Here is an 18,236-nt window from a genome sequence, read left to right as displayed (position 1 = left end):
GCCCGGACGGCCCGGACGACCCGGGCGGGGAAGGCGCGGTCGCTCGACCACCCGTCGGCGACCGCGCTCCACTCCCCCGAGCATCGGCGATGCTGCCGTGGCGGTGTGACCGGAAGGTGACGCCCGGGTGAACACGACACGAAACCGGACGGCCGCCAAGCGCCGGCGGGTAGGCAGGAAGCCCGCAACGGAAAGGAACCACCATGAGCGACCCCGGCATCAGCCCCGTCGACGACTTCGAGTCCCAGCAGCGTCGCGACGACGACATCGACCGTGAGCACGTCGGCCCGTACGAGGTGGACGAGGCCGAGGAGTCCCTCGAGACGGTGACGAACGACGCGGTCGCCGGCGAGACGGTGGAGCCGCAGCCCGGTGACGGCTCCGACGACGGTCCGACCGGCGGATCCCCGCGCGAGGGCTCGCCCGACCTGTGGGAGCACGAGAACGAGCAGGACGAGGACCGCGCCGACCTCGGCAACGACCTCGGCACGAAGCCGCTCTGAGCGCTGACCTGATCAGGCTCCCCCGGAACACGGCTCGGTAGCATCGGGCCGTGTTCCGACGAGTCCGCTCCAGCGTCCGCAGCATGCCCTCGGCAGCGCGGCTGCTGGCGGTCGCGGCGATGCTGCTGGTCGCCGCCGCGGCACACCTCGCCGCCCGCTCGGAGCCCGGTGGCCGCTGGGTCCCGCTCCTCGTCGTCGGTGTCGTCGGTGCGGTCGTCACCGGATCACCGACCCGCCTCTGGCCGCTCCCCGCGATCTGGCTCGTCGCGACGCTCCTCGCCCTGACCGGTGACGCGCCCGTTGACGCCTCGTACGCACTGGTCGCCCTGGTCGTCGGCGCGGTCGTGCTCCTGGCGGCGATCGCCGTGGACCTCCGGCCCGTCCTGCGGGTGCGACGCCGACGGGGTGCGGCGTGACCACCCCACGGCCTGGAGGCGCGACACACGACCCGCACCGTGCCTCCCGTCCGCCTGCTGGTCGCGTCCACGACCGTCACCTGCGTCGGTTCCTCGCCGACAGCACCCCCGTGGCCGCGGGCGGCCGCGCCATCCTGCTGCAGATCGCCGACCCGGTCGTCGCGGCCGGTGTCCGACGGCACTCGGACTTCGCCAGGCGACCCCAGCAGCGGCTCGCCCACACCCTGATGTTCGTCTACGCCGTCGTCATCGGCACGGAGACCGACTCGGCGACCGCAGCGGGCTTCGTCAACCGTGCGCACCGGCCCGTCGCCGGCGCCGACGACGTCGACCGGCAGCTCTGGGTGGCCGCGACCCTGTTCGACTCCGCGCGGCGGGCGCACGACCTGTTCGGCACACGCGTCTCCGCGGCCCGCGCCGAGCAGGTCCTCGCCGCCTACGCTCCGATCGCCACCGCACTGCGGGTGCCGCCGGAGCGTTGGCCGACCTCGGTGGCGGCGTTCGACCGGTACTGGCAGCGGACGCTGGAGGGGCTCGAGGTCACCGACGACGCCCGCGGGGTCGTCCGCGACCTGCTGCACCCGCGGTTCGCGCCGCTGTGGGTGCGGGCGGCGATGCCCCTCGTCCGCATCGTGACCGTGGGGATGCTGCCGGAACGGGTGCGCACGGCGTACGGCTTCGCGTGGGGGCCGCGAGAGGAACGGCGTTTCCGGCGCACCGTCCGGGTGGTGGCCGGGGTGCGGGCGCTCGTGCCGAGGGTGCTGCTGCGGCTGCCGGGGCCGTTGCTGCTGCGGGCGATGCGGCGGACCGCGGAGCGGTACGCGACGGCCGCTGCTGGTGCTGGTGCTGGTGCTGGTCAGCCTGCGAGTACCCGCACGGCGTAGTCCCCCACCATCACGACGTCACCGGGCCGGGCGATGACCTGTGCGCCGCCCACGCTGGGTTCCTGCGCACCGGATGCGCGGACGACCACCGTGCCGTTCGAGGATCCGAGGTCCTCGACCACCAGGCCGCCGTCCCCGGTCGGCCGCATCGCGGCGTGCTCGCGCGACACCGACTTCCCCGGGTCGTCGAGCAACACGGCTCGTCGCCCCGGCGCGGTCGGGACCCGTCGCCCCACGACGACCGGCTGGTCGAGCGGCACGACGGTGCCCGGCGCGACCTCGAGCACGAGTCGCGGCACGATGCCGATCGTCGGCAGCGGCTGCTCCGTCCGGACGACGGCGTCCGGTTCGTCGTCCGACACCGGAGCCGCGGGCAGCACCCAGGCACGGGACAGGTACCCGGCCTGCCGGTCGCGCTCGACGTCGGCACGCGTGACCACCGGGCGCTTCGGAGTGTCGTCGTCCTTCCGGCGTCGAGCCACCGTGTACCCCTCGTTCTGGTGATTGTTCAGAAGTGGTGCGAGATGCAACGCGATCAAGTATGGTCGAACCGCGCCGGGGGTCGCCCGGTACTTCACATACGCATCGGGAGGGCATGCGCCATGGCCAATGTCAACGTCACCTACGACGATCTTCGCAACCAGGCTTCGCAGCTTCGCAACGGCCAGAAGGCCATCGAAGACCAGCTGAGCCAGCTCAAGAGCCAGATCGACAACCTCGTCTCGTCGGGCTACGTCACCGACAAGTCCTCGAAGGCCTTCGACTCGACGTACTCGGAGTTCAACTCCGGCGCGACGCAGACGATCCAGGCCATCGACGGCATGGCCGGGTTCCTCGAGAGCGCGGCGAACACCCTCGAGTCGACCGACGAGCAGCTCGCGTCCAGCATCGGCTGAGACCGGCTCGGAACGGTGGTGGCCGGCGTCTTCGGGCGTCGGCCACCGCTCTCGCTGCTCCGGCAGCACACACTTCGAATGACGACTTGACCAACGGGGGGACCGTGGGCGGCACGCTCAAACTCGATCTCGACATGATCGGCGGCCTGGCAGCTGATCTCTCGCGGCTGCACGGCGACTTCGAACACGTCGCCTCGACTGCTGCTGACTACAAGTCCGGAGTCGGCTCGTCGACCATCGTCAGTGCGATCGATGAGTTCGCCAGCAACTGGGACATCCGCCGGGGGCGACTCCAAGAGTCCATCAAGGCGGTCGCCGAGATGGCTGAGAGCGCACACGACGGTTTCACGCAGACCGAGGTCGAACTCGCCAACAAGATCCTCGGGAAGGACAGCTGATGGCGCGTCCCACCGACTGGAGCGCCGTCGACCTGCCGATCGACCCGGTGCCCGGCGATCCCACGGAGATCCGCCAGTCCGCATCGGGCGCTCGTTCGATCGAACGGGCCATCACCGAGCAGGTCAACCGCCTCAATTCCCTCAAGGACGGCGAGGGTTGGGAGAGCGAGTCGGGTACCAAGTTCCGCGACTCGGCCGGTGACCTCGCCGGCGCCATCGAGAAGGCAAAGGGTCGCTACACCCAACTCGCCGCGGCGCTCGACGACTGGGCGAACGGGCTCGAGGGCATCCAGCAGGAAGCCGATGCTGCCCTCGCCCGGGCGCAAGAGGCCCAGGACGCGCACCGAGCCGCCGCCGGCCAGACCCTGACCGCCGCGCCGGACACGCCGGAGCACCAGGACCAGGTCGACGCGCAGGACCGGGCGGTGGACGCTGCGCAGAGCGACATCGACGCAGCGAAGGCGATCATCTTCCGTCTCGCGGGGCGGTTCGGCGAGGAAGGCGAGTACGGGGACCTCGCGAGCCGGGTCGCCGATCGCATCCGTTCCGGCGCGGACGACGGGCTGAAGGACGGCTGGTTCGACCACGTGAAGCAGGCGATCCACGATGCGCGGGGGGTGCTCAACGTCATCAAGGACGCTCTGGACTTCGTCAGCACGTTCGTCATGCCGGTTCTGCTCCTGGCTGGCGTCATCTTCCCTGCGTTCATGCCGATCGCCCTCGCAATCGGGGTCGCTGTATCGGCATTGTCCTTCGGCATCACGGCTCTGCAGGGTCTCGCCGGGGACGTTTCTGGCGGCGAGGTCGCGAAAGCGGCAGGCATGCTGGCGCTCTCCGCTGTCGGGGGCGCGGCCGGCAAGCTCGTGATGAAGGCGATGCCCGCCCTCCGGACCGCCGTTGCCGAATCTGGCGGCCTCATGGGAGCGAGGACCACCGCGGCGCGGGGCGGCTCGATCGCCGATGAGGCTTCGTCCTTCCTGCGGGCACGCTCATCGACGCTGGACGCCGTCGACGACGTGCTCGGTAGCAAGAAGACCGCGCTGATCGGCGAGACGCCGGTCGGCAACGTCTACAAGATCCACGAGCTCAAGTCGCTGGCTGAGCCGACCGAGGCAATCAAGAAGCTGACGATGCCCATGAGCGTTGGCGCCTGGGGTCAGGCCGGTGTCGGGGGAATCGGAGCATACGACCAGCTCAACGGCATGGGCGACCTCGGCAACGACCTTCGTAACGGGTGGCAGGACTACTGGGCGACGAAGTCCGAAGTGCATGTCGGGTCGCTGTGACCGTGCGCTACCGTCTCACCCTCCCCGAGGGCTGGCGTCGCTACGGGTTGGCCGATTCGACCGCGGCGAAGCGATTCATCGCTGCGTGGGCTCCCGAGGTCATGACCGGCGATGACCCGAGGATCGTCCAAGCTCGACACCGTTTAATCGATGATGCCCGACGAGCGTTCGCAACAGCGCTGGACGCGGGTTCGGTTGACATTTACACCTTCAGCGCCGTCGTGGCTGGTGCGCGTCTCGCGATGATGTTCACAGTCGGCCTGACCTACTTGGGCCCGGGCTTCGGCATCGCCGAACTCGAAAAGCTCGCCGACGGGATGTCTGTCACCGATGAGGACGTGTTCGCCCTCGACATCCCGGCAGGCCGCGCGGTCCGCATGCGTCAAGACGACGTACTCGACCTCGAGCCCTCGACGGCAGCGGAGCGGGTCAGCCTCGTGGCAGCGGCCGCAGAAGCTTCCGCTGCTCTCGGCGAGATCGGCCGAGCACTTGGGGAGCTCCCGAAGCACGAGTCACGGACTGCTGTGACGTACCTGCTCCCGGCGCCGGGGGCGGCACACTTCTTCGCAGTGCTCAGCGGTCGCTTCGTCGGAGCCGAACACCTGGAGGCTCGGGTGAACCATTTCGACCTCCTGATGGCTGGCTTCACGTGGGACGGCGACGATTGACCGTGCAACTGGTTCTCCCTACGTCCCTCCCGATCGTTCTCGGGGGCAGCGGGGCGCTAACGATCGACTCCAGTGTGGCCGACTCGGACGATGCACAGGCCCGGTGGTCGGTGGTTCTGTCTGACCACGAGGTCGGTGAGATGGCGGCGTGGTGGGTCGAACTCGAGGGCAAGACGCCAGGAGAAGTTCGCAACACGCTCCGAGGGAACCGGGCTGCTACGAGCTCTGACGAGGAGTACCGAGACACCGCGGCAGGCCCGGCGCTCCGATTGCGCGGGCGATCCACGCTCACGCGCGACGAAGGTCTGCCAGTCGTCGTCGATGAGGTGCTGTGGTCCTGGGTCAGTGGTACCCATCTGCTCGTGCTCTCTTCCCATACGCTGTTCCTCGTGCTTGCGGACTACGTTGCCGAGATCGTCGACCTTGCAGCGGCTGCACTCCGCGTGGAGTTCGATGACTGAAACGATCGCGCACGCAGCGCTCCTCAGCGACCGCCGCTCGTCTCGGGGCCAGTACGAAGTGCTCTTGCTCGTCGATCACTGCCTTGTGGCGCAGACGACGGAGGGGCTTGTGCCGCTCACGGGCAAGATCGTTTCCGCTCGAGTTCTCGACTGGATGGACGTGCCGCGAAGTCTCCTGTCCAAACCAGGCAACGGTGCGGTCGCCGTGCAAGACGACCGAGGTCAGACGTTCGTCATCCCGATCGATGCGTGGTGGATGGCGCCACCATTGGCCGCGAGCTTGCCAGTTGCTCTCGAATCGAGCGGACTCTCCACGCTCGTCGAGCGTTTCGGGGCCACGCCCTCCACGTCCGCGATCGATCAGCGTGCATCCGTCATCCTCCCGCTGCCGAAATCGGCGGTCAGCCGGGCGGAACGAACCACACGTGTCTTGCTCCTCGGAAGTGGCGTGCTCCTTCCACTTTCGGCTGCAGCCGCTCTGCTGGTCGCTGCCTTTGCGCATGTCCTCCCTCCCGCACTGTGGAGCGTGCCCCAGCTCGTGATGTCGTTGGCCACGATCGCTGCGAGCGTCAGCGTCGTGCGCGGGCGGAAGCGGGTCACAGAAGCGGCGGTCGCTTTCCGCCGTGAGGTGAAGCCATCCGGTCCGAGATGGTTCGCAGAAAACGCATCGATCGGAGTCGACGAGCGAGGCCGTCTTGTAGTCGTTGACGGTCAGGGGCTGTGGCACCGCATGGAGACGGCGCGGTCGACCTCGGCATCGGCCGCGGTGTCCAACGTCGTCTTCTCGGATCAGAACGGTGGTTGCGCCCTCCTTCTCGACGCCACCGGCACCGTGCGTCTCCAGCTCGGCGCGGCTTTGTGGTACCCGGAGGGGAGCGACAGGCTCCGGTCCTTCTTCCACGCAAACGGGATCCTCACCAAGGCGGCGTCCGACTCACGACATTCGCCAGATGTGGCACTCGGTTTGCTCACGCACGTCGATGAACCGAAGCGTTCCCTCTCCGAGCAGAACGCCTTGTGCGTCGCGCGGGTGACCCCGCTTGCCGGAGGGGTGCTCGTACCCATCGTCGCGGCGGCCATCTCGGCGAGCGCAGGCCAGGTTTGGGCTGCGGTGCTGTGTGTGCTGGCCGCTGCCGTGAATATCGGTGTCATTGCCCGAATCAGCTGGGTCGAGACCTCTGTTCGAGTCGGGGATAATCCGGTCCGGCGCAAGCGATTCCCCGGCGTGCACCTCCGCGGGCGGGCGCTCCTGCTCGTGGCCTTGGTGGTCGTCTGCCTTCTCGTCGCCATCTCGGCAGGACGCTCAGCTCGTTGGGACCTCGTCGGCATCGCGATCGCGATCCTCATCTCGGTTCCAACCGTGATGTGGGTTGCCTACCGCCGTCGGTCGCTCATAGAGGGCGTCGGATTCCTTCGGTTGCCGTCCTGGTGGGCAAGCGGAGCACCGCCGGTTGAAGGGACAGGCAGATGACGATCTACTTCCGTACGAGTCCAGCTTGGACGTTCATGGCGCCGGGCTCGCCGGAATACGAGGCCGATCTCATTGCATCAGCACTCGAGAAGGACTCCCCCAAACCACTCAAGCGGCGCGACAGCGAACAGCTGCGCGGACGACTCACTGAACTCGCCCGTTACCAGGAACGAGTGAGCGCGCCTGACTTCGCGGTCTTGACGTCGATCACGCCGACGACCCGCGTCCTCGCTTCCGTCTCCGTACACTTCGTCGACGACGAGAACAGCCTTGAGCGAATCGTCGAAGATGCTTGGGACGAGCGTCGCGTCGGGCGTTTGCTCGCCGACCCCGCCATCTCAAGCACCCAGACATTGCTCGGGCTCGGTACAAGAATCCATCTGAGGCACAAACCGGAGGCGGGCGGCCTCTTCCGTCGCGCGCCGACGATGGTATCCGTCCGTTGGGTTCTGCCGTACCAAGAAGGCGTCCGTGACCGCGTGTGCCTTGTCACCGGGATGATCCCCGATGAAACAGACGCAGAGATCGCGGTACCGGAGATCGATCGCTTCGCCCTCGACATCAGTCAACGGCCTCATGGATCCGCCGACGAGTCCCACGCTCGAGGCGACAAGTGAGTGGATTCGAGCAGTGCGGTCCCCGTCGTGCGAGGGGTGGACGACGACACTCGGCCCTTCAGCGGGGTGGCCCAGGGAGTCGACGAGGCATGGCTGCCCGGACCGAACAACCTCGGCGACGTCCACAGCAAGAAGATCATGAAGTGGGCGCGACTGACGGTGCGGGAAATCCTGCCGCGCCGGATGTTCAGCACAGGATGCCGAGGGACCGAACACTCGACGACGGAGGCCTGATGGGGCTCGAATTCGACTACGTGAACGCCTGGACGAAGTTCATCGACGGTGATCCTGAGACGACGGGACGAGACGCCGCCGCGAACGCGATCCGGCACGCACAGTGCCGGGTCCCGAAGCGGGCCGCCGCCATCGAAGCAGAGATGCGCGAACTGGCACACCTCCGTGATGCGTTCGATGCCCACGACTTCTTCGTCCTCACAACCGACGCCCCGACCGTCGAGATGATTGCCTACACGATCGTCCAGTACGAGCGCGGTCTCGAGGCGGCTGACCGTGCGGTCGACGAGGCGATTGCGCCCGTTCCCAACCGAACCGGACAGCCGGATGTCTCGACGGTGACGACGGCGCTCAGGACGGCGACACGGATCCTCGACCGGACGGAGACACCAGCATCTTCCCGATTCCGACGCGCGGCCCCTTCCACGATGATCCGCTGGGTCCAGCCCATCGAGCAGCTCACCGAGCCCATCACCGCGGTCCTGACGACGGTCATCCCGAAGCGCACGGACGAGTCGTTCGCTGCGCCGCTGGTCGGTCAGTTCGCCCTCGGGCTCGTGGTGACCCCGGGCGCAGAGTGACAGCCGTCAGGTTGACCCACCGGGTCTCGTTGTACGTACCCGGAGCAGAGGAGGACTGGATCGTCGTTCCGAACGACTTCCAGAACGCTTCTGACCGGAAGATCGCCAAGTGGGCTGCATCTGCTGCCCGGTCAGTTCTCCCGAAGCGGCTCTTCGGGCAGGATCCACAACAGTTCCCGATACAGGCTTCGCTCGCCGCCGCTGCTGCCATGACCAGCCGCAACGAGCGAGCCTACGTCCTCCGGGCAACTCTTCCGGACCAGTTCCTGCCGGTTCGGCTGCGGTGGGTGAGGTTGGGAAACTCCCCGCGGCAGACGCTCCTCGAGCTCGCAACGCCGGACTTGAAGCAGACCACACTCGGCACTCCCGCGGAGTGGTTGTCCCCGTTGGGAACCAGTGGACTTCGCACCTCGATCACTCGCGATCACTCCGAGCACGGCTACATTGCAGCGTTCCCGCTCGACGACATCGGCGTGCAAGTCAAGGTGGACGTCGACGGCCGCGCGTTGCGCGCCATCCAAGGGGCAGTTGCTGATCTCCTCCAGCGCATTCGCCTGGCGGGCTGATGAACTCCTCTCGCCGTGGTCAGGAGAAGCCCTGAACGCCGTAACCCTCGCGCAGGGTCACAGGTCTCGCTCTGCCTCGCGACCTCCGAAAGCGAATCAAACAGGCAGGGGACGACTGAATTGGAGATCGTAGCCCGGGGAGTCGACGGAGCATGGCTGCCCGTACCGAACAACCTCGGCCACGCCCCCAGCAAGAAGATCATGAAGTGGGCGCAACCGACGGTGCGGGACATTCTGCCGCGCAAGGTCTTCAGCCCGCATCCGAAGCAGATGTTCCTCCAGACGCTCTTCGGTTCAGTGGCACAGGCGACCCAACCGAACGAGCAGTACTTCATCCATCGGGCAGCGCTCCCGGCCGAGGTCCTCTTGGTCCGCGTCCGGTGGGAACCGGCCGAGCCGGACCTGACCGCGCATCTCCGCCGCCTCGTCGGCCCAGGGTACAGCAGCGACGTCGTGGTCGGCCTCGCATCACCGGCAGTCATCGCTCCAGGCATCGAGGGGTGGCGAGCCGAACTCCAGCGCGGTCAGGACGTCGTCGGTCATGTCGCTGGGTTCCGGTGCGACCGCCTGTCCGTCCAACTCCGTGTCGAACTCCCGCCGGAGTACCTCGAGCCGGTCCAGCCCGATGTCGAGCAACTCGCCCGATCCCTCAAGGCGGTCTGATCCCCGTGTATGTCGATCGTCTCACTGCGCTGACCGAGCGACCGATGTCACAGCCCGCGCGATTGCGGTGGTTCTGGACGGTGGCCGCGGTCAGTTGGAGCGCTGTGGCGGCGTGGATAGCGTTCCGCGGCGACGCTCCACGGTGGCCGGCTTCCATCATCCTCGCCTTCGTCTGCGGCGCCATCGGACTCTGTTTCTTCGTCATGCTGCTCTTCGGCGGCCGGCCAACGCGTCGGCAGTTCCTCCGAGCAGCGTGCACCATCGTCGCCGGCCACGCCCTGATCGTGCTCGCGCTCGACTTTGCCCTCATCCCCGCGCCGAGCCGCTTGGCCGTCGCCGTCGACGCGGTGCTGATAGACCCCGGACTCGGCATCGTCTTCGCGAGCTTCGGTGTGCTCGCGGTCGTGTCCGCGGTGGCCGTGGCCCTGGGGATCGCATTCACCCTCGATCTCGTCAACAAGGCCGTCCGAGAGTCCGGCGAGAACCCACGCAAGCGCGTCCGGACGCTGTCCCTGGCCGCCGGGGTGCTGGGCATCACGCTGGCGTTCCTCAGCGTCACCATCACGCCGCACCCTCTCGCCATGCCGACGAGCATCCGCGGACGCGGTGCCGGAGCTGCCGAGCTCTTCTACCTGTTCTTGCAGTCGTTCGGGATGACCGAGACACGCCCCGGCTGGTTCCCGCTGACCGTCAACGTGCTGTTCGTCGTTTCGCTGGTCTTGATCGCCCAGTTCGCCACCAGCCCGCTGTGGTCGCGGTTGATCCCTGAGAAGCGCACGACGTGACCCGACCCCGATTCCTCCACCGCGCCTCCAGACCGCACTCGGTCTCCACAGGGACGACCGGGCCGCGCCTGCCGGACCGGAGAACCTGCGAGAATCAGGCCATGAGCGGCAGCATGACGCTGCGGGGGGCCTCGTCCGACCACCGCGCTGCGACCACGACGACCACGATCTCCGGTGCGGGGCGCTCCACGTGCGCCTGACGTTCACCGCGAGCCACCTTCCGTCGAGCGCCTCCGCCGACTTCGTGGTGGAGTGCGACGAGGACACCCTGCTCGGCGAGATCGTCGAGATCGTCGCCAAGCGGCTCGGGCAAGGGGCCACGTCGATCGTCGACGTCGCGGTCGACTCCGTCCCGACCACCCCGCACGCACGCATCGGTGACGGTGTGCTGCTCGAGGGCGCTCGGCTGACGTTCGGCGCACCGGCACCGGTGCTGCCCCTGCCGGGGGACCTGCCGAGCGTGCGGATCGTCGGCGGACCGGGTGCCGGCACGGTGGTGGTGCTCGATGCGGGCATCGCGCACGTCGGTTCGGCGCCCGATGCGACGGTGCCCCTGCCGGACCGGAGCGCACCGGAGTACGCCGCGATCCTGCGGCTCGACCTCAACCGTCGGTTCACGATCACGCCGACCGAAGGCTCCACGGTGCTGGTGGACCGCACCGAGGTCGACGACGAGACCCCGGTCGAGCCGGGCAGCATCGTCACGATCGGCGACACCCTGCTGTCGGTCGCGGTGCCGGACGCCGACCGAGCGGCGATCACCCTGACCGCCGGTGGCGGCTCGCTCGACTACACCCGGCCGCCGCGGCTCCTGCCCGAGGACCACCCGTCCGTGTTCAAGCTGCCGGCCGTGCCGGCGCAGCAGTCACGTCGGTCCATCCCGATCATCGCGGCGCTCGCGCCGCTCGGCATGGCCGCCGTGATGATCTCGATCTTCCACAACGTTGCGTACCTCGCGTTCGGTCTGATGTCGCCGATCATCATGTTCGGCAACGCCTGGTGGGACCGTCGGAACGGCAAGAAGACCCACAAGCAGCGCGTTGCCGAGTACGAAGAGACCAAGAAGGCGGTCGAGGCCGACGCCCTGGAGGCAGTGGTCCGGTACCAGCGCGAGCTGCGGACGAGCGCACCAGACCCCGCGACCGTCCTCGACGTCGCGTTGCGGCGTCGCGCTCGCCTGTGGGAGCGCCGCCGGACCGATCCCGACTACCTGACGCTCCGCGTCGGGACCGCTGACGTCCCGTCCGGCGTCGTGCTCGAGGACCCGTCGGCGCTCGAGCACCGTCGCGCGGTCGACAAGCTGGCAGAGGACGTGCCGGTGATCGTCGACCTCGGCGTGCAGGGCGTCGTCGGCGTCGCGGGCCGAGACGAGCACACGCGGCACCTGACGTCGTGGTTCGTGGCGCAGCTCGCGGTGCTCCAGAGTCCGCGTGACACGCAGTTCGTCGTGCTGACGGACGCCCGGTCGGCCGATGAGTGGGCGTGGTTGCGGTGGATCCCGCAGGCCCGACCAGGCTTCGGGCAGGACGCCGTGATCGCGATCGGCAACGACGCCGAGACGCTCGGCGCCCGGGTGGCCGAAGTCGGTCAGCTGATCGACGCGCGACAGCGGGCGATGCGTGAGTCGAACATGCGCGGGATCCCCGGTCCGGACATCGTCGTCGTGCTCGACGGCGCCCGGCGGCTCCGAGCGCTGCCCGGTCTGATCCGCATCCTCAAGGAAGGGCCGGCTGTCGGCGTCCGAGCGATCTGCATCGAGGAAGAGGCACGGCTGCTGCCCGAGGAGTGCTCCGTCGTCGTCACCGTCGGGCCGGAACGCATCCGGGTCGCCGCGCAGCGCCAGGCGACGGTCACCGACGTGCGGCCCGACCGGATCCCGGACGGCTGGTTCGAGACGGTCGCCCGAGCGGTGGCGCCGATGGTCGACGCCGATGACGAGAGCGACGCCGGCGGACTGCCCACGTCGTCGCGGTTGCTCGACGTCATGCTGCTCGAACCGCCGACGGCCCGGGCGATCACCGGGAAGTGGTCCGTGCGCCCACGCACCACCGAGGTCGTCGTGGGCGAGAGCCTCGACGGACCGTTCGCGTTCGACCTGCGGAAGGACGGCCCTCACGGCCTCGTCGCCGGCACGACGGGTTCGGGCAAGTCCGAGCTCCTGCAGACGATCGTCGCGTCGCTCGCGGCGACCAACACTCCAGAGGGCATGAACTTCGTCCTCATCGACTACAAGGGCGGGGCTGCCTTCCGCGACTTCGCGCCGCTGCCGCACACCGTCGGCATGGTGACCGACCTCGACACGCACCTGGTGGAGCGAGCGCTCGAGTCCCTGGGTGCCGAACTCCGTCGTCGTGAGCACCTGTTGGCCGATGCGGCAGCGAAGGACATCGAGGACTACCTCGACCGCCTCGGTCGTGGTGAACCGCTGCCGCCGATGCCGCGGCTGCTCATCGTCATCGACGAGTTCGCGAGCCTGGTGCGGGAGCTGCCCGACTTCGTGACCGGCCTGGTGAACATCGCCCAGCGCGGTCGATCCCTCGGCATCCACCTGATCCTCGCCACGCAGCGTCCGACCGGTGTCGTCTCGAACGACATCCGCGCGAACACGAACCTGCGGATCGCACTGCGGGTCACCGACTCGAGCGAGAGCACCGACGTGATCGACGCCGGCGACGCGGCCCAGATCCAGAAGAGCACCCCCGGCCGCGGGTACATCCGTCTGGGCGCCGGGGCGCTGCTGCCGTTCCAGTCGGGTCGCGTCGGTGGCCGTCGCCCCGGACAGTCGACCCAGCGCAAGCAGGTCTGGGCAGGTGCGGTCTCGTGGTCGGCGCTCGGTACCGCACCGCCCGCACCACCGAAGTCCGAGGTGCAGCACACCGACGAGCGAACCGACCTGCAGGAGCTCGTCGGCGCCGTGACCGAGGCCGCGGTGGAGCTCGGCGGTCCGGCTCCGTACCGTCCCTGGCTCGATGCCCTGCCGGAGACGCTGCTCTTCACTGACCTCAACGACCGCGCGTGGGAACTCGACGACAGCACCGCCACGGATGCACGGGTGGGTCCGCTGCCGTTCGCGCTGCAGGACTTCCCCGGTGAGCAGGCGCAGCGTGTGCGCAGCCTCGACCTCGACTCCGACGGGCACCTCTACGTCGTGGGTGCCCCGCGGAGCGGCCGGTCGCAGGTGCTCCGGACCCTCGCGGCAGCCATCGCCCGAAACACCTCGGCGGCCGACGTCCACGTGTACGCGCTCGACTGCGGCAACGGCGCGCTGCTGCCGATCCAGGCGCTCCCGCACGCCGGCGCCGTCGTCCAGCGTGTCCAGACCGAACGAGCGCAGCGGCTGCTGACCAAGCTGGCCCAGGAGCTCGCCCGGCGCCAGCAGGTGCTGGCTGACGGCGGTTTCGCCAGCATCGTCGAGCAGCGTGCCGCGGCCGTCGTGCCGGCGGAACGTCTGCCGCACATCGTCTTCATGCTCGACCGCTGGGAGGGCTTCGTCGGCTCACTCGGCGAGCTCGACCACGGCGCTCCGACCGACCAGGTGATGACGTTGCTCCGCGAAGGCGCCAGCGTCGGCATCCACCTGGTCGTCACCGGAGACCGACAGCTGCTCTCGAGTCGGATGGCCACCCTGGTGGAGGACAAGCTCGTCCTCCGGCTGTCGGACCGGGGCGACTACGGGCTGGCGTCGCTCAACCCGCGGAAGCTGCCGGAGCAGGTCCCCGACGGACGCGCGTTCGCCTCCGAGTCCGCGACGGAGACACAGATCGCGCTGCTCGCCGCAGCCGGCACCGGGCAGTCGCAGGCCGCCGCCATCACGGCCCTCGCCACCTTCGCGAACGAACGCGACCTGGCCGTCGAACGCAGCCGACGTCCCTTCCGCGTCGACCAGCTGTCCGGCCCGGTGCCGTTCGAGCGGGCATGGGAGATGCGCGATGACGACGCCGGCCTGTTCGGTCTGGTCGGCATCGGCGGCGACGACCTCACCGCGATCGGGCCTGACCTGGCCGCGGCCGGTTCGTTCGTCGTCGGTGGACCCGCGAAGTCCGGACGGAGCGCCGTCCTGCTCTCGATGACCCGTTCGGTCCTGCGCGAGGGTGGCGAGGTCGTGCTCGTGACCCCGCGGCAGTCCCCGCTCCGTGCGCTGGCCGCGGAACCGGGTGTCCTGGCGGCACACGAGGGTGCCGATCTGACCGAGGACGACCTCGCACCCCTGTTCGACGGGCAGCCCGGTCGACGCGTCCTGGTGATCGACGACGCCGAGCTCGTCAAGGACGCCCCGGCGAAGAGCTGGCTGCAGGGGTTCGTCAAGCGTGCGGCCGACAACGGTCAGGCGATCGTCGCAGCCGGACTGACCGCCGAGTTCGGTGTCGGGTTCACCGGCTGGCAGGTCGACATGAAGCGCAACCGCTCGGGAGCGCTGCTGAGCCCCCAGGCGATCACCGAGGGCGACCTGCTCGGCATGCGCCTGCCGCGGAGCAGCATCGTCGAGCGCGTCCAGGTCGGTTCCGCGATCGTGCACCTCGGCAACGGTGAGCTCGTGTCGGTGCAGGTCCCGACGCCGTGACACGTCGACACGGCAAGCGGCGATGACGACGCACGACCGGATCGCGTACCGGAACGGCACGAGCGCGCCGGCGACCGTGATCGTCGAGATGGACCTGACGAACCCCGATCATCAGGTGCGCTACACCGTGACCGTGTTGCTGCTGGGCGCAGAGCACACGGCCACGGCGTACGACGCCTTCGAGGCACTGAGCCTGGTGCGCGAGGCGCTCGACGACGAGGGCTGGCTCCTGGGCGTGCAGGGGGCACGCGTCGACGTGTGGCCGAGTGGGATGGCGCGACAGCAGGGCGGTGGCATGCGGGCGTACCGACTCCGCCGCGGTCGTCGGCCTCGGTTCAAGGACCTCGTCGATGTGTTCGCCCCGGCCGACGAACACCTCGGCACCGTGCAGGCGCAACGCGCGTTCGTCGAAGCGAAGTTCCCCGACGCCTGACCGGGTGCCGGCGACGACCGTCCGTTACTCCCTGAACACCGAGCCCCCGCGCACGGTTGGGTGGGTACATGTCCTCTGCCCCACTCTCCGGTGACGACTCCCTGCACCTGCCCGAGTTCGACAACCCGCCAGCGTCTCCGCTCGACCTCGCTCGCGAGTGGCTGTCCGCGGCGAAGGACCGGGAGGTCTCCGAGCCACTCTCGATGACCCTCGCCACGGCCGGTGCCGACGGCCGCGTGTCCGCTCGCACCGTCGACGTGAAGGGGATTGCGACCAACGGACTGGTCTTCGGTACGTCGGAGGACAGCCCGAAGGGCCGGCAGCTCGCCGAGAACCCGCACGCAGCCCTGCAGGCGTACTGGCGCGAGACGATGCAGCAGCTCCGGTTCGAGGGCCACGTGGTCCGGCTGTCGGATGCCGAGTCCGACGCCCTGTTCGCGGACCGCTCCCCGAAGTCTCGCGCCGCGACGGCCATCGCCGATCAGTCCGCCGTGCTCGAACCCCGCACCCTGCAGGACCTGATCGACGACGCGAACGACCTGCTCGACGACTCCGGCGACGACGTCCCCCGACCTGCACGATGGGTTGCCTGGCGTCTCGAGCCCGACATCGTGGAGTTCTGGCACGGCAGCCGTGACCGGATGCACCGACGACTGCAGTACGCACTCGCCGAGGGCGCCTGGACGGCCACACGCCTCCAGCCCTGAGGCCGACGGTCGGCGTTCAGTCCCTGGACCACCACGCCGGCTGAGCGGGTTCGACTCGGACCGTGAGCGTTCGAGCATCGTTCGATCGCTCCGCGATCACGAAGTGGCTCTCCGCTGGGTCGACGGTACCGATCCGCCACACCGGCCACGAGTGCGGCCCGAGTTCGGGATCGAACCACGGCGCGGGCCCGTTGTCGTCCTCGCGCAACGCGCGCCGGACGCTCTTCGGATCGAGCTCCGGGAATCCTCCGGCGCGTGTCGCCACGAGCATGCGCTCTGCTGCGGCGTCGGACCGTTCCGCCCGTGGGTTCCGGGTGATCCAGTGGGCGGCGAGGTACCCGATCACCACGAGGCCGATCGCCGCAACGGTCACGACCCACGGTCCAGCGTCGGGATCGACCGTGGGGATGCGATCGATGCCGGAGACCCCGACGATGAACCCCAGGACGCCGAGCACCCATCCGATGCCCGCGACGCGTTCGGCACGGTGCGACGCTCGAGCGAGGACGCAGCGTGCCTCGGCGACGTCCTCGATCGCAACCGAGATCGCCCCCACACCCGCGCCCGCACCGGTCTCCATCGGACCAGTCTCGCTCACGCCGCGTGCCCCTACCGCCCGATCGGGTTCACCATCTCCCCCGCCCGGATGAGCGACGCCGACTGGTCCGCCAGGTCCACCATCGACAGGGTGTTCCGCAGCTGCAACCGGTTCAGGCACGAGTGCTCGAACGTCGGCACCCGCAGGTCCAGGGGACGACGGCGGTCCGGGTGCGCGGCGGCGTGGGCGTCGATGCACTCCCCCACGACCTGCCAGAAGCGGGACTCCGGCAGCACCGCGTCGTCGTCGAGGATCGCGGCGACGAACCGCAGCACCCCGTCGAACACGTCGGTGAACACCGCGAGCGTGGCCTCGTCGTCGGACACCGGGTGCACGATCCGGTCGATGTCGGCGGGGACCGGACGGTCGTCGTGCCGACCGAGCACCGCGGCCTCCTCGCCGATGTCCTTCATCACGGCCCGGACCACGACGCCGTCGCGCACGACGAGCACCAGGTTCTCGCCGTGCGGCATGAACACCAGGTCATGCACGGTCAGGCAGTGCACGACGGGCAGCAGGTAGGCGTCGAGCCAGCGCCGGACCCAGACGTCGGCGGGCAGACCGGAGGCCTCGATCAGCGCTGATACGACGGCGTTCCCCGAGGCGTCCCGGTGCAGCAGCGCCGCCATCGTCAGCAGTCGCTCGCCGTCCGCCACCCGTGGCAGCGGACTCTCCCGCCACAGCGCCGCGAGCATCTTGCGCTGCGGCGAGGACACGTCGACCCGGTGGTAGGCGTCGCCCGTGTAGCCGATGGCGGCGTGCTCCCGGAGCACCGAGAACCCGGCGGCGGCGAGCGTGGGGTCGGCGGAGACGATCGACTCGACCCAGTCGTTCACGGCCGGGGTGTTCCGCATGTAGGCGGGCGACATCCCCCGCAGGAACCCCATGTTCTGCACGGCGAGCGCCGTCTTCACGTACGAGCGTGCCGGGTCGGTGCGGTTGAACGCGGTGCGGATGGACTGCTGCGGCTGGTACTCGTCGGGTCCCTCGCCCAGGTCGACCAGGTCTTGTCGGCCCAGGTCGGGTGCGAAGGTCACGGCGATCCGGTGCTGCCACTGCCAGGGGTGCACGGGCAGCCAGACGTAGTCGTCGGGGTCGAGCCCGCGCCGCTCCAGGGTGGCACGGAACCCGGCCAGGACCGCCGCCGACAGCTCGGACTCCCAGTGCGCCTGTTCGGTCCGGTCCGCGGCGAGCGCCAGGTGCGTGTGCTCGCGTCGGGCGGCGAGCCACCGGTACCGGAACCGGCCGCCGGACTCGGGCGCGAACGCCCGGTACTCGTCGAGCCCGAACCCGATCCGCCCGTTGGCGGCGACGAACGCCGGGTGCCCCTCGGTCATCGCCGCCTCGACGTCCTGGAACGACGCGACGACGTCCTCGACGGCCCCGGTCGAACCGGACGAACCAGCCGAATCGGTCGCACCGGACGACCCGGACGCGTCGGCGGACCCGGCCCCGCCCCGCCCCCGTGCCAGCTGCCCAGCCGACGCGTCCGGGTCGTCCGGTGCGAC

20 protein-coding genes are annotated in these 18,236 nt (G+C 69.2%); 17 read left to right on the top strand and 3 right to left on the bottom strand.

The features are described 5' to 3' along the window. The first annotated feature begins 203 nt into the window (after positions 1-203). The 3 genes from DEJ09_RS16200 to DEJ09_RS16190 are packed head-to-tail and all read left to right on the top strand — an operon-like array spanning position 204 to position 1,803. Positions 204-503 (top strand): hypothetical protein, encoded by a 300-nt coding sequence (locus DEJ09_RS16200; protein WP_035809242.1) that lies wholly within the window; start codon positions 204-206, stop codon positions 501-503. Between the two features lie 50 nt (positions 504-553). Then, positions 554-919, top strand: a complete 366-nt coding sequence (locus DEJ09_RS18240) for a hypothetical protein (RefSeq protein WP_181433391.1) — start codon at positions 554-556, stop codon at positions 917-919. Further along, positions 916-1,803, top strand: a complete 888-nt coding sequence (locus DEJ09_RS16190) for an oxygenase MpaB family protein (protein WP_111089242.1) — start codon at positions 916-918, stop codon at positions 1,801-1,803. The genes DEJ09_RS18240 and DEJ09_RS16190 overlap by 4 nt, the downstream gene beginning before the upstream one ends. Here the strand turns inward: DEJ09_RS16190 and DEJ09_RS16185 are convergent. After that, positions 1,776-2,285, bottom strand: coding sequence for an FHA domain-containing protein (locus DEJ09_RS16185; RefSeq protein WP_181433390.1), 510 nt, complete (start codon positions 2,283-2,285; stop codon positions 1,776-1,778). The genes DEJ09_RS16190 and DEJ09_RS16185 overlap by 28 nt on opposite strands. 120 nt (positions 2,286-2,405) lie before the next feature. Here DEJ09_RS16185 and DEJ09_RS16180 point away from each other — a divergent pair, with 120 nt between their 5' ends. From DEJ09_RS16180 to DEJ09_RS16110, 14 genes are all read left to right on the top strand, one after another. Further along, positions 2,406-2,699, top strand: coding sequence for a WXG100 family type VII secretion target (locus DEJ09_RS16180; RefSeq protein ID WP_111089241.1), 294 nt, complete (start codon positions 2,406-2,408; stop codon positions 2,697-2,699). 104 nt (positions 2,700-2,803) lie between these two features. Beyond that, a complete protein-coding gene (locus tag DEJ09_RS16175) occupies positions 2,804-3,097 on the top strand; it encodes a hypothetical protein (protein ID WP_111089240.1) in 294 nt (97 codons plus the stop codon). 47 nt (positions 3,098-3,144) lie between these two features. Next, on the top strand, positions 3,145-4,383 hold the full coding sequence (locus tag DEJ09_RS16170; RefSeq protein WP_146245757.1) for a putative T7SS-secreted protein: 1,239 nt from the start codon (positions 3,145-3,147) through the stop codon (positions 4,381-4,383). Further along, positions 4,380-5,051, top strand: coding sequence for a hypothetical protein (locus tag DEJ09_RS16165; RefSeq protein ID WP_111089238.1), 672 nt, complete (start codon positions 4,380-4,382; stop codon positions 5,049-5,051). The genes DEJ09_RS16170 and DEJ09_RS16165 overlap by 4 nt, the downstream gene beginning before the upstream one ends. 74 nt (positions 5,052-5,125) lie before the next feature. Further along, on the top strand, positions 5,126-5,512 hold the full coding sequence (locus DEJ09_RS16160; RefSeq protein ID WP_146245755.1) for a hypothetical protein: 387 nt from the start codon (positions 5,126-5,128) through the stop codon (positions 5,510-5,512). Continuing rightward, a complete protein-coding gene (locus DEJ09_RS16155; RefSeq protein WP_111089236.1) occupies positions 5,505-6,983 on the top strand; it encodes a hypothetical protein in 1,479 nt (492 codons plus the stop codon). The genes DEJ09_RS16160 and DEJ09_RS16155 overlap by 8 nt, the downstream gene beginning before the upstream one ends. Further along, positions 6,980-7,600: a hypothetical protein gene (locus DEJ09_RS16150; RefSeq protein ID WP_146245754.1), complete on the top strand. Its 621-nt coding sequence runs from the start codon at positions 6,980-6,982 to the stop codon at positions 7,598-7,600. The genes DEJ09_RS16155 and DEJ09_RS16150 overlap by 4 nt, the downstream gene beginning before the upstream one ends. Before the next feature lie 143 nt (positions 7,601-7,743). Further along, positions 7,744-8,415: a hypothetical protein gene (locus DEJ09_RS16140; protein WP_146245753.1), complete on the top strand. Its 672-nt coding sequence runs from the start codon at positions 7,744-7,746 to the stop codon at positions 8,413-8,415. 11 nt (positions 8,416-8,426) lie between these two features. Continuing rightward, a complete protein-coding gene (locus DEJ09_RS16135; protein WP_146245752.1) occupies positions 8,427-8,981 on the top strand; it encodes a hypothetical protein in 555 nt (184 codons plus the stop codon). A gap of 120 nt (positions 8,982-9,101) precedes the next feature. Then, entirely contained in the window at positions 9,102-9,644 is a 543-nt protein-coding gene (locus tag DEJ09_RS16130) for a hypothetical protein (protein WP_146245751.1), read from the top strand. A gap of 104 nt (positions 9,645-9,748) precedes the next feature. Next, positions 9,749-10,429, top strand: coding sequence for a hypothetical protein (locus tag DEJ09_RS16125; protein WP_111089230.1), 681 nt, complete (start codon positions 9,749-9,751; stop codon positions 10,427-10,429). Between the two features lie 190 nt (positions 10,430-10,619). Further along, entirely contained in the window at positions 10,620-14,990 is a 4,371-nt protein-coding gene (locus DEJ09_RS16120) for an FtsK/SpoIIIE domain-containing protein (RefSeq protein WP_111089229.1), read from the top strand. A 22-nt stretch (positions 14,991-15,012) separates the two neighbouring features. Further along, a complete protein-coding gene (locus tag DEJ09_RS16115) occupies positions 15,013-15,423 on the top strand; it encodes a hypothetical protein (RefSeq protein ID WP_111089228.1) in 411 nt (136 codons plus the stop codon). A 68-nt stretch (positions 15,424-15,491) separates the two neighbouring features. Continuing rightward, a complete protein-coding gene (locus tag DEJ09_RS16110; RefSeq protein WP_111089227.1) occupies positions 15,492-16,130 on the top strand; it encodes a pyridoxal 5'-phosphate synthase in 639 nt (212 codons plus the stop codon). 16 nt (positions 16,131-16,146) lie between these two features. Here DEJ09_RS16110 and DEJ09_RS16105 read toward each other — a convergent pair whose 3' ends face one another. Further along, the gene (locus DEJ09_RS16105) at positions 16,147-16,728 is read right to left on the bottom strand and encodes a hypothetical protein (protein WP_146245750.1); all 582 of its coding nucleotides are present in this window, start codon (positions 16,726-16,728) and stop codon (positions 16,147-16,149) included. 11 nt (positions 16,729-16,739) lie between these two features. Then, positions 16,740-18,236 (bottom strand): IucA/IucC family siderophore biosynthesis protein (locus DEJ09_RS16100; protein WP_309146932.1); only part of this gene is annotated, 1,497 nt, incomplete at its 5' end.

Source organism: Curtobacterium sp. MCLR17_055, assembly GCF_003234305.1.
Lineage (GTDB): Bacteria > Actinomycetota > Actinomycetes > Actinomycetales > Microbacteriaceae > Curtobacterium > Curtobacterium flaccumfaciens.
The sequence above is the reverse complement of the archived record's forward strand: the minus strand, read 5'-3'. Positions and strand labels throughout refer to the sequence as shown.

What these genes read in the sequence shown, in the direction of transcription:
- DEJ09_RS16200 (WP_035809242.1), top strand. Translation starts at nt 204, where the DNA reads ATGAGCGACCCCGGCATCAGCCCCGTCGACGACTTCGAGTCCCAGCAG.
- DEJ09_RS16180 (WP_111089241.1), top strand. Translation starts at nt 2,406, where the DNA reads ATGGCCAATGTCAACGTCACCTACGACGATCTTCGCAACCAGGCTTCG.
- DEJ09_RS16155 (WP_111089236.1), top strand. Translation starts at nt 5,505, where the DNA reads ATGACTGAAACGATCGCGCACGCAGCGCTCCTCAGCGACCGCCGCTCG.
- DEJ09_RS16150 (WP_146245754.1), top strand. Translation starts at nt 6,980, where the DNA reads ATGACGATCTACTTCCGTACGAGTCCAGCTTGGACGTTCATGGCGCCG.
- DEJ09_RS16115 (WP_111089228.1), top strand. Translation starts at nt 15,013, where the DNA reads ATGACGACGCACGACCGGATCGCGTACCGGAACGGCACGAGCGCGCCG.
- DEJ09_RS16110 (WP_111089227.1), top strand. Translation starts at nt 15,492, where the DNA reads ATGTCCTCTGCCCCACTCTCCGGTGACGACTCCCTGCACCTGCCCGAG.